The organism is Dysgonomonas sp. HDW5A, from assembly GCF_011299555.1.
GTDB lineage: Bacteria > Bacteroidota > Bacteroidia > Bacteroidales > Dysgonomonadaceae > Dysgonomonas_A.
In genome coordinates, this window is sequence record NZ_CP049857.1 from 1,356,872 (window position 1) to 1,372,574 (window position 15,703).

General features: G+C 36.3%; 15 protein-coding genes. 7 read left to right on the forward strand and 8 right to left on the reverse strand.

What is annotated here, in order from left to right; all coding sequences use genetic code 11:
- The first annotated feature begins 209 nt into the window (after window positions 1–209).
- From G7050_RS05665 to recA, 4 genes are all read left to right on the forward strand, one after another.
- Window positions 210–995 carry a LiaF domain-containing protein gene (locus G7050_RS05665; protein WP_166112422.1) on the forward strand — a complete coding sequence of 262 codons (786 nt, stop codon included), beginning with the start codon at window positions 210–212 and terminating at the stop codon, window positions 993–995.
- A gap of 109 nt (window positions 996–1,104) precedes the next feature.
- Complete coding sequence (locus G7050_RS05670; protein ID WP_166112425.1) at window positions 1,105–1,944, forward strand: LytTR family DNA-binding domain-containing protein; 840 nt, start codon at window positions 1,105–1,107, stop codon at window positions 1,942–1,944.
- 351 nt (window positions 1,945–2,295) lie between these two features.
- Window positions 2,296–2,784: a thioredoxin-dependent thiol peroxidase gene (gene bcp, locus G7050_RS05675; RefSeq protein WP_166112428.1), complete on the forward strand. Its 489-nt coding sequence runs from the start codon at window positions 2,296–2,298 to the stop codon at window positions 2,782–2,784.
- 2 nt (window positions 2,785–2,786) lie between these two features.
- On the forward strand, window positions 2,787–3,818 hold the full coding sequence (gene recA, locus G7050_RS05680) for a recombinase RecA (protein ID WP_166112433.1): 1,032 nt from the start codon (window positions 2,787–2,789) through the stop codon (window positions 3,816–3,818).
- A 264-nt stretch (window positions 3,819–4,082) separates the two neighbouring features.
- Here the strand turns inward: recA and G7050_RS05685 are convergent, their stop codons facing one another.
- From G7050_RS05685 to G7050_RS05695, 3 genes are all read right to left on the reverse strand, one after another.
- Window positions 4,083–4,484: an HIT family protein gene (locus G7050_RS05685; RefSeq protein WP_166112436.1), complete on the reverse strand. Its 402-nt coding sequence runs from the start codon at window positions 4,482–4,484 to the stop codon at window positions 4,083–4,085.
- A 93-nt stretch (window positions 4,485–4,577) separates the two neighbouring features.
- Complete coding sequence (gene greA, locus G7050_RS05690; protein ID WP_166112439.1) at window positions 4,578–5,048, reverse strand: transcription elongation factor GreA; 471 nt, start codon at window positions 5,046–5,048, stop codon at window positions 4,578–4,580.
- A gap of 146 nt (window positions 5,049–5,194) precedes the next feature.
- Entirely contained in the window at window positions 5,195–6,352 is a 1,158-nt protein-coding gene (locus tag G7050_RS05695; RefSeq protein ID WP_166112442.1) for a thioredoxin-like domain-containing protein, read from the reverse strand.
- A 218-nt stretch (window positions 6,353–6,570) separates the two neighbouring features.
- Between G7050_RS05695 and G7050_RS05700 the strand changes: the two genes are divergently transcribed.
- The 3 genes from G7050_RS05700 (at window position 6,571) to G7050_RS05710 (ending at window position 9,792) form a co-directional block, all read left to right on the forward strand.
- Window positions 6,571–7,038: a hypothetical protein gene (locus tag G7050_RS05700; RefSeq protein WP_166112445.1), complete on the forward strand. Its 468-nt coding sequence runs from the start codon at window positions 6,571–6,573 to the stop codon at window positions 7,036–7,038.
- Window positions 7,039–7,194: 156 nt separating this feature from the next.
- Window positions 7,195–9,405 (forward strand): TonB-dependent receptor, encoded by a 2,211-nt coding sequence (locus G7050_RS05705; RefSeq protein WP_166112448.1) that lies wholly within the window; start codon window positions 7,195–7,197, stop codon window positions 9,403–9,405.
- A 72-nt stretch (window positions 9,406–9,477) separates the two neighbouring features.
- Entirely contained in the window at window positions 9,478–9,792 is a 315-nt protein-coding gene (locus tag G7050_RS05710; protein WP_166112451.1) for a heavy-metal-associated domain-containing protein, read from the forward strand.
- Window positions 9,793–9,938: 146 nt separating this feature from the next.
- On the opposite strand, the gene uvrB is transcribed toward G7050_RS05710, so the two are convergent.
- From uvrB to rbfA, 5 genes are all read right to left on the reverse strand, one after another.
- The gene (uvrB, locus tag G7050_RS05715; RefSeq protein WP_166112454.1) at window positions 9,939–11,957 is read right to left on the reverse strand and encodes an excinuclease ABC subunit UvrB; all 2,019 of its coding nucleotides are present in this window, start codon (window positions 11,955–11,957) and stop codon (window positions 9,939–9,941) included.
- A 136-nt stretch (window positions 11,958–12,093) separates the two neighbouring features.
- Complete coding sequence (locus tag G7050_RS05720; protein ID WP_166112457.1) at window positions 12,094–13,125, reverse strand: inorganic phosphate transporter; 1,032 nt, start codon at window positions 13,123–13,125, stop codon at window positions 12,094–12,096.
- A 14-nt stretch (window positions 13,126–13,139) separates the two neighbouring features.
- Entirely contained in the window at window positions 13,140–13,787 is a 648-nt protein-coding gene (locus G7050_RS05725) for a DUF47 domain-containing protein (RefSeq protein WP_166112460.1), read from the reverse strand.
- A gap of 231 nt (window positions 13,788–14,018) precedes the next feature.
- Window positions 14,019–15,248: an ABC transporter permease gene (locus G7050_RS05730; protein WP_166112463.1), complete on the reverse strand. Its 1,230-nt coding sequence runs from the start codon at window positions 15,246–15,248 to the stop codon at window positions 14,019–14,021.
- A complete protein-coding gene (gene rbfA, locus G7050_RS05735) occupies window positions 15,245–15,604 on the reverse strand; it encodes a 30S ribosome-binding factor RbfA (protein ID WP_166112466.1) in 360 nt (119 codons plus the stop codon). The genes G7050_RS05730 and rbfA overlap by 4 nt, the downstream gene beginning before the upstream one ends.
- Window positions 15,605–15,703: the final 99 nt, after the last annotated feature.

The window sequence follows — 15,703 nt, forward strand, 5'->3', positions numbered from 1 at the left end:
CAATTACAAATCCGGCTTTTCCAAACTTGCTAACATCACAAAACGTTGTATTTATAAAACATTCCCCCTTATAAAGGGCGATACATCTGTTTCAATTCCACACAGATGTAGATAGTTTCGTCAACAAAAATAGTTATTTCGTCATTATTCTGTTTTTGACAGTATTTAAAACTCCTACATTTGTTATAAACAATAAAAAACGTATCACAATGGAAAATGAATTTAAAATAAAAAATAAAGAATCACAAGGTAAAATAGGATTTGCCATACTACTTGTACTTGCAGGAATTATTCTTCTTGCTTTTAATCTCGAACTGATACCCGTTATTTACAAGCCTATATTAATATCGTGGCAAATGCTTTTAGTGGTATTGGGTATTGCTGCTTTTATTAAACGCCACTTTGTGAATGCAATCATTCTTATATCTGTAGGGGGATTTTTCATCTTACCTGTTATAGGCCAAAGCTTTCCCGAAGTATTAAATGGGACACTTAATAATGCTCAGAATTATTGGCCTGTATTGCTTATCATTGGAGGAATCCTGTTTCTATTCAAAAAAAACGATCACGGAATGTGCAGTAAATATTGTCAGCCAAAGAAATTCATTTCAGATATGAGTAAAGGATGTTCAAATACCAATACCGATACCGGAAATGATTATGTAGACAAAGCGGTATTATTCAATGGCAGCGAAGAAATTGTGTTTTCATCCAACTTTAGAGGAGGAGAAGCAAATGCTGCTTTTGGAGAGATTAAACTTGATCTAAGAAAAGTAAGTGGCTTAAGTACAAATAATAAACTTGAAGTAAATGCTATGTTTGGCTCTATAATAGTTTATGTTCCTAGCGAATGGCAGATAAACTTAAAATCAAGTGCCATGTTTGGTGACGTTCAAGATAAAAGACACATGGTTGATACCCCTATTTCTGACAGCACTCCAATTTTGAATTTGAAAGCTGCTTGCATGTTCGGGAATGTCGAAATTAGAAACTAAGGTTGCAAACTTCTGCGACACCCTTATGGGTACAACCACAAGAGGCTACTTAATCATAAAATGCAGCAATACTATTGATGCTGCTTAAATACACATTATCATTTATCAGATGAATAATAGTCGTTTAAAATTACTAATTCTCCCATTAATTATTGTAATTATTACTCTTATAGTAACAGTTGCAATAATGGCTCCGCTTATACCATTACCACTCTCCGATCTTATTTTAGATGGGGCTATATTCGGATTATTATTGGCGATATTAAATTTCTTATTAAAAGAAATCATTAGATATTCCAATTATAAATCTTTACCTATAATTCAGCAAATCGTTAACTACGGAGCATTAGCCATATTATTCGTATTAAGTTGGGTAGGAATAAGCTTTTTGATACTTTATATAATATCGCCGGAGAATGCAATGAATTATGTACTCCCAACCGTACCAATACGGATTACCCTAGCTTTACTTACCTATGGATTGCTTATATTATTATATGGATATATTTTTACTCAAAATCAAGAGGAAGAAGTTAGTATAGACATCGATGTAGAGCATACCACAGATATCGAATCCTCAGAAAAAACCATGACAAACGAAGACACTTCTGACAGCGAAATACTAGAACATATTGCGGTGAAAAATGGGCAGAAAATTGACCTTATATTTATCAATGATATAATATCGATTCAGGCTGAAGGAAACTATGTAATGATCTTCACCCCCAAAGGGAAGTATTTGAAAGAACAAACAATGAAGTATTTTGGAGACCATTTACCTGCCAATAAATTTGTCAGGGTACACCGTTCAAACATTATAAATATAGATTATATACAACGCATAGAACTGTATGAGAAACAAAGCCAAATGCTGAAACTACAGAATAACCTACAAGTTAAAATGAGTATTGCCGGATACAAAGAATTAAAAAGGGTACTAAATCTCTAAAAAGGATTCGTCATAAGAATAAGTCTAATATCTTGTATTCGACCGGAACCCCGATCACTAATTGCTTAAAAGTAAGTCAATCTGCCAGTAAAACGAGCTTATCACATATATTACAAGAGAATCTGAGCTCTTTGATTCGCACCGGATATATCTATATTCAAACAGGAAACTTACATACCGAATTGAAGATAACTCAAGGAGGAAGATAATCGGATTATCAACCCTTACCTTTAATTTCAAAAGAATATTTATTTTCAGCGACTAATTCGTGTTTTTATAGGGATACGAGAAAATTATTTTCAGTCGAAAGAATTAAATCTTATCTTTGGTTTCAAAATAAATATAGAAAATATGGCTCTAACTATCGGAGATAAAATACCTGAGATTTTAGGTACGGATCAGGCGGGAAAAGAAGTAAAAACGAGTGACTTTAAAGGTCAGAAATTCATTTTGTATTTCTATCCCAAAGATAATACCCCCGGATGTACAGCCGAAGCCTGTAACTTCAGAGATAACTTCTATGAATTGCGTAAGGCTGGTTACGAAATTGTAGGGGTGAGTGTGGATGACGAAAAATCGCATATTAAGTTTATCGAAAAATATGAACTTCCTTTTCCTTTGATTTCGGACAAAGACAAAGTTTTAGTTGAAGAATTTGGAATATGGGCGGAAAAAACTTTAGCAGGTAAGAAATATATGGGTACCTTGCGTTCTACATTTTTGATTGACGAAAATGGTGTGATCGAACAAGTCTTTACTCCTAAAGAAATCAAAGCGAAGGAGCATGCCGAGCAGATATTGGATTGGTTAACAGAGCTAAAAAACAAAAACAAAAAATAATAATGGCTGACGAAAAAGAAAAAGCAAAAAAAGATGTTGCAGCACCCAATAGCGATAAGCTAAAGGCTTTACAGGCAGCAATGGATAAGATTGAGAAGAGTTACGGCAAAGGCTCAATCATGAAGTTGGGAGACGAAAAAATAGAAGATATAGCTGTAATACCAACAGGTTCAATCGGATTAAATGCGGCGTTAGGCGTAGGAGGTTTTCCTCGCGGACGTGTTATCGAAATATATGGTCCCGAATCGTCAGGTAAAACAACATTAGCAATTCATGCTATTGCCGAAGCTCAAAAAGCGGGTGGCATAGCTGCATTTGTGGATGCAGAGCATGCTTTTGACCGTTTTTATGCCGAAAAACTAGGTGTTGATATAGGTAACTTACTTATTTCTCAACCGGATAATGGAGAGCAAGCATTGGAAATCGCAGAACAATTGATCAGATCATCGGCAATTGATATTGTTGTGATTGACTCGGTTGCTGCACTTACTCCAAAAGCTGAATTAGAAGGAGATATGGGTGATTCTAAAATGGGACTTCAAGCCCGTTTGATGTCACAAGCACTTCGTAAACTAACGGCTGCAATCAATAAAACAAATACAACCTGTATATTTATCAACCAGTTGCGTGATAAAATCGGCGTAATGTTTGGTAATCCAGAAACTACAACGGGTGGTAATGCCTTGAAATTTTATGCTTCTGTTCGTCTTGATATTCGCCGTATCGGTCAATTGAAAGATGGAGAAGAAGTTAAAGGTAGCCAGACTCGTGTGAAGGTGGTGAAAAATAAAGTGGCACCTCCTTTCCGTAAAGCTGAATTCGATATTATGTACGGTGAAGGTATTTCACGTGCAGGAGAAATTATCGACTTAGGCTCGGATTTAGGTATCGTCAAGAAAAGCGGATCGTGGTACAGTTATAATGAAACGAAACTGGGACAAGGTCGTGAAGCTGCTAAAGATATGATGAGAGATAATCCCGAATTGGCAGATGAACTGGAACAATTGATTTTTGCAGCATTGAAAGCAAAATAAAGTCTCAAGACTATTAATAAAAGGCTAAGACTTTAGATATTGGCAGTGTCTTAAATAATGAGTAAATGAAAAGCTACAGGTTGTAAAACTTGTAGCTTTTTTTATTTGTAGAAATAATGAGCCAATAAAAGAAAAATTCTCTCAAATTCCCCCGTTTTTTTTGGGGGGGAGATTTGAAAGAATCTATATGATAAAAATTCAACGTTGTAGTTGATGCTTACACAAAAGTATGAATAATACCTTTGTATAGTCGAAATCTCTGACCTAGATATTTTCCAATTCAGATATAATGTCTTTAGTGATTTGTTGGAATTCGTCTTCCAATAACTTTAATCTGGGATTAGACAAGTTCATATCTCTCTCGGCATTAATGGGTATTAAATGTATGTGTGCGTGAGGAACTTCCATTCCTATTACCATGAGTCCTATTCGTTTACAAGGTACTGCCCTTTGTATGGCTTTGGCTATTTTCTTACTATACACAATCATTTCAGATAATACATCATCATCCAAGTCAAAAAGATAATCTGTCTCATGTTTGGGTATAACCAATACATGTCCTTTAGCCATCGGTCTGATGTCTAAAAAAGCAAAGAAATTGTCGTTTTCGGCAATCTTATAACATGGTATTTCACCTTTTATTATTTTACTGAAAATAGTCGCCATCTTAGCTCTTTTTGAATTAATGTAAATAATTATTGATACTCATAATAGACTCAGGCTTTTACAATTGCCTAACTAACAAAAAGGTCTGAGACCTTAAATAGATATATCAATAATTTCAAAAGATACCATTCCATTAGGTACTTTTATTTCTGCAATCTCACCTACCTTTTTACCCATTAAACCTTGAGCAATGGGAGTATTGATGGCAATTTTATTCTCCTTCAGATTCGCTTCACTTTCGGCAACCAACATATAAGTCATTTGTTGATTGTTTTTGGTGTTTTTTATTGTAACCTTATTTAGAATCTGTACAGAATCTATGCCAATAGAGCTCTTATCTATCAGTCTAGCATTAGCTAATAGATTTTTCAGTTGTCCGATTTTAGCTTCAAGTAAGCCTTGAGCTTCTTTTGCTGCATCATATTCAGCATTCTCCGAAAGATCGCCTTTATCGCGAGCCTCTCCGATTTGTTTAGAGATTTTAGGTCTTTCCACTGTTTCCAATAAGTTGATGTCTTCTTTCAACTTGTCGTAACCTTCTGCGGTCATGTAAGTAACAGCCATAGCAAAATGTTAATTAAAGATTAGTACTTTTTATAAGAGATAAAAAGAAAAAGAATCCTTGTCGTATAGACCAGAACTCCTTTTCTTTTTATGCTTGATGCAAATATATACTTAAATTTCGGACAAAACAAAATCCTATCCAATAATTATAATAATTTTTGGATTTCAGACTCGATATTTTCTCCTGGTAATAAGCGTTTTACAATTTCACCATTACGGTTAATTAATAGTAGAGAGGGAAGGGCTTGTACATTAAACTTCGAAATCAGATCTGAGTTCAAAGACTTGTTCTCATGCACTGCAACCCAAGGAATATTAGCTGCTGAGTTTTTCCAGAAATGCACATCTGTATCGAATGACACCTGATATATTTCGAAGTCCGGTTTAAATTTATTGTATAATTTATTCAATACAATATTATGCTCCGGTGATTTTTCCGATTGATATACAGTAAAATCTAATAGAACTACTTTTCCTTTTAATGAGGTCAGGTTTACGGGAGTTCCGTTTACATCGGGTAATTCAATATTATAATATTTAGCAGCGTCAATTTCATTGGCGTTATTTATATCAAAGGGTTGCTTTTCGCTTTGTCTGCGTACTTTAATCGCATTCAGCGTATAGTCATGCAGATGCTTTGCGCGTGGCGAATCAGGGTAGTTCATATCCCAGGCTGTTGCCACAGCAGCGAAAGGTTTATAATCTGATTTATCGTAAGGGTCAAAAAATAGATAGCCTTTTACTTTTTGAAATAAGGCGAAGTAAGAAGCCGGATTTTTAGTATCCGCAAAAATAATTTTCAAAGCAGTATCTTTATATTCAGATGCAATAGTTTGTATTTGACTGAAATATTCCTGCTCGTTAACTTCTTTATTACTGAATTTTCGTTGAAGTTCATCTAAAGCCTGACTTGCTTTGTATTGAGCCAAAGTGATCGCCTTTAGTTGAAGATTTGCTTCTGATCCTTCTACATTATACTCAGTGCCAAAGTTCTTTTCAGAAGCATTTACCTTGATTGTTTCAGTAGAGTCGATAACCAAATTTATTACCTGCCCGTTTAAACGCAGGACATAAAATTCAGGATAAGGAGTAGATGTTCCTTTGAATTTAAACTCTCCTTTTGTACCTGGTTTTATTGAATCAAGTAGGGTTGTTTGGCTCAATTCACGTTTCTCTAAATAGAGCATGGTGCTATCTGTAGCATCGGAGATCTTACCTTCGATAACAAATTTAGGTCCTTTGTCAGAGCACGAAACAAGGGCACATAAAACAAAAATGGTAAATAGATTTCGGAACATCTTCATAATAAATAGTATTAAATATTTATTGTTTTTTATTTGTAATGATAGATATACTTTATATCTCTGTAAAGGTGATCAAGGCAAACAGCCTGTACACTCAAAGACCATAAAAAGGTCTGAGACCTTAAATAAAATTTTGTGCAAATATATGAATAAAAAATACTAAACAATTACTATTCTTTTGTTATATAAGATACGAATCTATATATTTGTACCTCAATATGAAGGTAAAATATCACAACATATTAGTTTTCTTTCTGGCTGCAATAGTATTTTTTGTTGGAGCCGGAGTTACTGTTGTTGACCTTTGTTGCTCAAAATGTGTTGACAATGTAATGTCCATGCAGCTTCATCCCGACGATTGTTCGATGGCTGAAATGAAAACAAAATCTCCTTCATGTTGCTCTCAGGAAGATCATTCGATGAATCATTCTGAAGAGAGTGCTTTGTGTATGAGTGGTCATACGGGTAAATGTTGCGAAGCCAAACGTGTTTCGATAGATCTCGATCGCTCGGTTTACCTGCCAAACCTGTTGCATGCAATGGTTTGGACTATAGTTCCTACTTTTATTTCTAACTTCCATTTGATTTCGGATACTAACGAACCTCTTATTGCAGGTGAAGCCAGAGATCCGATCCCAATTCCTCCGCGAAACTATCTGAGTCTGATCAGAGTTCTTATTATTTGATTTTTGTTGGCGATGCAATTTTTTGTTGTGCGGGTAATCAGTTTATCCTGTGCAGCGATTATTTTGTATTATATACTTTCGTGTTATAACCAACCGGGTTGTATTGCTAAACAAAACAATAAAGGTCAAAGACCGTATCAAACAAATAAGAATTCGATGGAAAAGTTTAAACTAATTATATTATTACTGTTCATACCTATCTTCACTTTTGCTTCTCAAAAGTTGAAAGGGTACGTATATGCACCCGATAAAACCCCTATAATAGGAGCCCAAGTACAATGGGAAAATGCAAAATCGGGCGTTGTTACAGATGAGAACGGTTATTTCGAAATAGATGGTTCTCCTCAAAAAGATCATATGTTATGTGTATCTTATATCGGATATACGCATAGCGTGACGCATATCCATAGTTATAAAGATCTTCAAAATATTGTACTCAATGAAAGTACGGAACTGGGAGAGGTGGTAGTAACTAAAGCGGTGTCGGGGCGAATAAGTTCCCGTACCGATTTACTAAAAACCGAAAAGTTGACAGTAAAAGAACTAACTCGTGCAGCATGTTGTAATCTGGGAGAAAGTTTCGAGACCAATCCCTCGGTAGATGTTGTGTATAGCGATGCTGTAACAGGAGCAAAGCAAATTCAATTGTTGGGTATCTCAGGAAATTATGTGCAGATGATGACCGAAAATTTCCCCAATTTCAGAGGTGCAGCCAAAACCTATGGTCTTGACTATATACCCGGCCCATGGATGGAGGGTGTTCAGATATCAAAAGGTGCAGCTTCTGTGAAAAATGGTTATGAATCGATCTCGGGACAGGTAAATGTAGATTACAAGAAACCGACAACAGCCGATCCGTTAAGCCTTAATTTATTTTTAGGAGACGTTGGTCGGGTTGAAGGTAACGCAGATGCTGCAATAGCTGTAAATGACAAGTTATCTACCGGTCTTTTCCTTCACTATTCGAATGAAAAAAGAAGTCATGATGCCAATAATGATGGCTTTTTGGATATGCCTAAAAAGCATCAGTTTAATATAATGAACAGGTGGCATTATCAGACCGATAAGTTTATTTCTCAAACAGGTGTAAAGTTTTTAAATGATGAACGTATAAGTGGACAAGATGCTCATACAATGGGAAGTGGAGCAATGCACGACCCTTATCAAATATTTAACTATACGAACAGGGGTGAATTTTTCACCAAAAACGGTTATGTGATAGATGCAGAAAAGAACGAAAGTGTAGCCTTAATATTATCGGGGTCATATCACGATCAGAAATCTCGTTTCTCAAATGTGAGTCGTTATAACCTGTATGAGAGCAATGTATATGCATCTTTGATGTATGAGAAAGATTTTTCACCCATGCATAAGATAAGCACGGGTTTAAGTTATAACTGGGATAATTTTGCACAGTCTTATGATATCCCTCAATTGGTTTCAGGCAAACAGCCCGATATGGAAGCGGTAACGGGAGCTTATGCCCAATATACTTTAAACTTGAATGATAAATTGACCGTACTAGCCGGATTAAGAGCCGATTATAGTTCTTTGTATAATTGGTTTGTAACACCCCGATTACATGTTAAATACAATGTAAGCCCCAGCTTATATTTCAGAGCATCAGCCGGAAAAGGGTATCGTTCGGTTTTCGTTCTTGCTGAGAATAGTTATTTATTGGCAAGTAGCAGAACTTTTAATATTGCCGATAACCTGAAACAAGAGAGTGCCTGGAACTATGGTCTTAGCGGGACATATCACATTCCTATAAATGGAGAGGAGCTAACTTTTTCAGCAGAATGGTTTTATACTGTTTTTTCAAGACAAGTAATAATGGATATGGAAGCCGACCCACGTGCTGTTAGCTTTTATAATCTTAACGGGAAATCGCATGCTCATGTAGTGCAACTTGAAGCTACATATCCGGTGTTTAAGGGATTTAATCTTTTGGCTTCATACCGATGGATGAATACTAAAGTAAATTATGGAGGTAAAGAGTTGCAGAAACCCTTGGTAAGTGATTACAAGGCTCTATTAACGGCTTCATACGAAACTCCTTTGAGAAAGTGGCAATTCGACTTGACATCACAATTTAATGGTGGAGGGCGTATGCCGACTCCTGATGCGGAAAATCCTCTATGGAACAATCGATTCAAATCTTTTGTTATAATGAATGCTCAGGTTACGAAATTTTTCCGAACTTGGAGTGTGTATGCTGGAGGGGAAAATCTTACTGATTTTATACAAAAAAATCCAATAATATCGCCCGAAAATCCATATAGTCCTGACTTCGATGCTACGATGGCATGGGGACCGACACAGGGACGTCGATTTTATGTGGGATTTAGATATAATATTGGCAAGTAAGGTCTGAGACCTTAATATCTTTATATTATAATGAATGTTTAGGATTACCTGAAAATTAAATAAATTAGAAATATGAAAGCGAAGATTGTATTAATTGTTATGTTGTGTTTAGCATCCTTGAGTTTTAGTTCATATGCTCAAGATAAGAAAGACAAGAATGCAGATAAGAAAGAAGTTACATTTGATGTATCTATGACATGTGACAATTGTAAGAAAAGAATCGAAAAGAATATTGCTTTCGAGAAAGGTGTCACTGATATGCAAGTCGATCTTCCGGCTAAGACTGTAATGGTTGTTTATCATGCTAACAAAACTAATTTGGAGAAACTTCAGAAGGCGATTGAAAAACTAGGCTATGAAGTGAAGGTGCATGAGCCCGCTGAGTAATTAGCGATGCTTATTAGTGTATAACATAAATAGAGACGCAAATTTTGCGTCTCTATTTATGTTATTATCGAAAGAATTTAGGGATATTTTAAATAATAATATCTATTGTTGCTTAATTAGCAAAGCAGAAAACAACCCCTTAGATCTTATTTGTTTTTATGAGCTTTCAATAAATCTTCCAACTGAATAAGCTCGTCGCGGTATTGGGCAGCTTCGAGGAAGTCGAGTTTCTTGGCTGCTTCGGTCATATGTTTCTTTGTTTTGGCTATTGCAGCTTTTAAATCAGTGTCCGAAATATAGCCGGCTTTAGCTTCCGCAGCAATGTTTAAATGAGTTGGTTCGATATATGGCTTGGGTTCGTTATCTGTGCCTTTACCTCCTAATGCCGAACCTCTAGCTTTTTTGATTTGTTGTGGTGTAATTCCATGCTTCTCGTTATAAGCAAGCTGAATTTCGCGGCGACGGTTTGTTTCATCTATTGTCAACTGCATACTGTTGGTTATTCTGTCTGCATAGAAAATAACCTTTCCATTGACATTACGGGCAGCACGCCCAACTGTCTGAGTAAGGGATCTGTGAGATCGAAGAAAGCCTTCCTTGTCCGCATCCAATATGGCTACAAGAGACACTTCAGGTAAGTCAAGCCCTTCACGAAGGAGATTGACCCCGATCAGGACATCAAAGACCCCACTTCGTAAATCATCCATGATTTGTACACGATCCAGAGTGTCTACATCAGAGTGTATGTAATTACATTTTACGCCGTTGTTAGCCAGATAAGTAGTTAGCTCTTCGGCCATACGTTTGGTTAGAGTAGTCACTAAAGTACGTTCGTCCTTATCCACACGTATCTGGATTTCTTCCATCAGATCATCAATCTGATTCAAACTTGGGCGTATATCAATAGGAGGATCAAGTAGTCCCGTAGGTCGAATCAACTGTTCAACAACTATACCCTCCGATTGAATCAATTCATAATCAGCAGGAGTTGCACTTACGTATATTATTTGCTTAACGAGTGATTCGAACTCTTCGAATTTTAAAGGTCGATTGTCAATCGCGGCCGGCAGACGGAAACCATATTCAACCAGATTTTCTTTTCGAGAATGGTCACCTCCATACATCGCACGTATCTGCGGTAGGGTAACGTGACTCTCATCTATTACAACCAAATAATCGTCAGGGAAGAAGTCTAAAAGGCAGAAAGGACGAGTTCCGGGAGGACGATTGTCAAAATAGCGAGAATAGTTTTCTATACCCGAACAGTGTCCTATTTCACGAATCATTTCTAAATCGTATGTTACCCTTTCATAAAGACGCTTAGCCTCTAAAGGCTTTCCTATCGATTGAAAGAAATCAACTTGTTTACCAAGGTCTATTGAGATTTCGTCTATAGCTCTGTGTATTCTCTCTTTGGTTGTTACAAATAGATTTGCAGGGTAGATGCGGTATTCTTCGAATCTTTCTACTCTCGATCCTGTGAGAGGGTCAATGCTTTCGATACTCTCTATTTCATCATCCCAAAACATAACGCGGATAATGGTTTCTGCATAAGCCAGAAATATATCAACAGTATCTCCTTTTACCCTGAAATTACCATGCGAAAATTCAACTTCGTTTCGAGAATACAAACAATCAACTAAATCTCGTAGAAACTTATCTCTAACCAGTTTTTTACCTTTTTCGATAAGTATTGTATTATTTGCAAAATCCTCAGGATTTCCCATACCATACAAGCAGGATACTGACGATATTACGATAACATCTTTCCGTCCTGATAATAGAGCCGAGGTTGTCGCCAATCGTAGTTTCTCTATCTCATCATTAATCGATAAGTCTTTCTCTATATATGTATTTGTAGACGGAATATAAGCTTCGGGTTGATAATAGTCATAATATGAAACAAAATATTCCACGGAGTTTTCAGGGAAAAACCCCTTGAACTCACTATATAACTGAGCAGCCAGAGTTTTATTATGGCTGAGTATCAATGTCGGTCTTTGAACCTGTTGGATAACATTGGCTATGGTAAATGTTTTTCCCGACCCTGTAACTCCTAAGAGGGTTTGGTGGGGAATATCACCGTTAATACCTTCCACCAATGCTTTTATAGCCGTGGGTTGGTCTCCGGTAGGTTTATATGCTGAGGTAATCTTAAAATCCATGATTGATCTAAAAAATAGTGTACAAGTAAACAGTGCTGGTTTACTTTAGTTATTACAAATATAGCTATAAATAAAAACGAAAGACAGTATGAACTATTCATACTGTCTTTATTTATAAAAAATATTTTCTTTCTATTTAGAATACGAGAGTTAATATCCAATATACAAATCCTGCCATAAGAGCACTCACCGGAATGGTTATAATCCATGCTACCAATAAATCTTTGGTAACTCCCCATCTAACGGCTGATAGTCTTTTAACAGCACCTACTCCCATGATACTACCTGTAATAACGTGAGTTGTACTTACCGGAATGTGAAGCATCTCGGAGATAAATAAAGTTATAGAGCCTGCTGTTTGAGCACAAAATCCTTCAACAGGAGTAATCTTTGTAATGCGGTTACCCATTGTCTTCATGATTTTCCAACCTCCTGACATAGTACCGATAGCAATAGCCGAGAAGCATACCAATGGAATCCAGTCATGCATCTCATTCATATCCGACATCTCCATCCAATGAGGAAGACCGGGGATACCTTGATTGGCAATAAGTGCAGCGGCTATAATACCCATTACTTTTTGAGAGTCATTCAGTCCGTGACCGATACTCAGCAAAGCAGATGATACAAGTTGTAAACCTTTAAACCACCTGTCGGCTTTGCCCGGTTTGACTTTCTTCATCGCATGCAAAGTGATTATTGTAATTATATTACCTCCAATCATACCGATTAAAGGAGCTACAACGATAAACAATGCAATTATCCCAACAGTATCCAGGTGTACAGCTTTAAGACCTCCTCCTGCAATAGCAGCACCTGCAAACCCACCAATTAGCGTATGCGAAGATGAAGATGGTATTCCTAACCACCATGTAATCAGATTCCAGGTGATTGCTGCAACCAATCCCGCTATAATAACATGCGATGGTGATGCGATATTGGATAAATCTACAGTTTTAGCAACTGTATTTGCAATACCGAATCCTCCAATAATATGTTTGGCGATAAAATAGGCTACGAAGTTGAAAAATGCAGCCCAGACAACGGCTTGAGTGGGGGTGAGTACTTTAGTTGACACTACTGTTGCAATTGAATTTGCAGCATCGTGAAAACCATTTATATAATCAAAAATAATAGCAAGAACAATAATAATAATTAATAGCGTCATCGATTTGCTTTATTTTATGAGTATTTGATGATGATAGTCTTTATTATTTTACCGACAGCCTCTTGTGTGTCAGTTGCTTTTTCAAGCTCATGTAGAATATCCTTCAGCTTTATTACTTCAATAGCGTCTTTTTCGTTTTCGAAAAGGTCAATCAGAAAATGTTCGTATACATCATCCGCTTTAGACTCTATTTCATGTAATTTATTACAATACTCTCTAACCTTTGTGGGGTTTTTCTTCAATACATCCAGTTCATCGATAGCTTTTGTCAGGAACTCAGCCGATTCGCGAACCAAGTGAGCCAGTAGCTTAGCACTTTCGGGCATTACTTTCGGACTGTAGAGCATGATTCTTTTAGCACAGCTATTAATGTGATCAATCACATCATCCAGTCTGCTCGACAGCGTGTTTATATCTTCTCTGTCGAATGGAGTAATAAACGTGTTGTTTAACTCTTCAAAAATCTTCGCTTGGAGTTTATCTCCGCGACGTTCCTGATCTTTTACTTTTTTGTATAACTCAACTGCTTCTTCGTGATTTTTTGCTTGTACACATCCAATAATCAAATCAGAAGCCGTTAGGATAACATCAGCCATTTGGCTGAGGAGCGGAAAGAATTTGTTTTCTTTTGGAACAAATCTGTCGAATAAGTTATTCTTCATATGTTTATTTAACCTGTAAGTCTAGATATTGGTTTTGAACATTTTGCTGCAAAGATATAGTAAAAAAACAAAAAGTTAACCTTTTTTTAACATTAAAAAGTGAACAATTTGAACATTGCGACAATCTATTTGCTTATTAGCTAAGCTAGATAAAGTTCCATATCTAACATTTCAAAGTAATAACTATCAATTGTTATTCTATTTGTCAAAGCAATAAAAAGGTCTGAGACCTTAAGAATATGTATTTAATTTTTTCTTTAAGGTATTTACGGGGTATAGTACTATTAAAAAGCCTATAAGACTGACTGTGAAGAAAATAAAGAGGATATCTGAGGCCAAAACCGAAACGGGATATGCATCAACAACAAAGGTTCCCGGTGTTTGGCCTAGCTTCAGCAGTCCAAAATGTTCTTGCAAAAGGCAAAGAGTTAATCCCAGAATAAGTCCTGTAATAGCACCCGTCATCGAGATAAGCCAGCCTTCGATAAGGAATATACGTGATATAAGTTTGTTGTTGGCTCCCATATTCTGTAATATTTTAATGTCGTCATGTTTATCGACGATCAGCATAGATAGTGATCCGACAACATTAAATACAGCAATAATGAGAATAAAGGCGAGAATAAGAAATGTAACCCATTTCTCTATATTTACCATTCTGAATGAATCGGCTTGTTGCTCAAATCTGTTTTTGACAATGTACTTATCTCCCAATATAGCTTGGATTTTTTTCTCGACTTGATCAACAGAAGCATCTTCTTTCAATTTTATATCTAAGGATGAAACCTCTGTGTCATATCTGAATAGCTGGCGTGCCAAACTAAGAGATACGATTAGCATTTGTTCATCATATTTTGCCTGATTGAGTGAGAATATACCGGCAGGATAAGCGTATACTTGTGTGAAAGCGTTAGAGGGATTTGCCAATTGTATTTTCACATCCCGTTTGGGTGAATATATTTCTAAAGGAGTAATATTGTCTGCTCGTAATCCGAGATTCATAGCCAGCCCTACTCCTGCGACACAAAAATCGACATCACCCTCTTTTAATGCAAATGTACCATTGATGATAAACTTGTCGGTATCCGCCATCTTCTTGAAGTTATCGGATACACCTTTTATCAATACAGGATCTTGCCTTTCTCCATATCTCACCAAAGCATTTTCTTCTATTGATTCTGAAACAACATCTATTTCGGGAAGTTGCCTCACCTTTTCGATGTTTGGATCAGACGGGTCAAATACCTTGCCTTTTGTGGGTGATATTTGTAATGTAGGATCAATTACACTAAAAGAATCCGATACGAGTTGGGTAAACCCGTTAAAAATAGAGAGTGTACATACCATTGCCAGCGTAGCAATAGCTATACCACATACCGAAATCATAGAAATCACATTAATGGCATTATGCGATTTCTTAGAAAATAGATATCGGCGGGCTATGTAAAAAGATAGATTCACTCTTCAGTTTCTTTCTTTCCTTCGGTGTTTAATAATTTGTCGATGTTCTCCAGGTAATCTAAGGAGTCATCAATATAAAATACTAGTTCGGGAATGATGCGTAGCTGTTTGCCTAAGCGTTGTCCTAAATCGTAGCGAATCGCTTTTACATTTGTTTTGATGTTGGCCAACAATTCTTTTCCTTTTTCTGAAGGAAAGATGCTTAGGTAAGCTTTTGCGACACTTAAGTCGGGACTGATTCTTACTCCGCTTACCGATACCAATATACCGGGCATTGCTTTTGTTTGTAACAGAAAGATCTCACCTAATTCTTTCTGGATGAGTCTGTTTATCTTTTGTTGTCTGGTTGTTTCCATTATTATATGTATATCTTGAATATTCTGTTATTAACTAATGTTTATTGTTTGTTGCTCTTTTTGAGCTGTTGTATTTACCAAAGTAACATAAAGTCATGT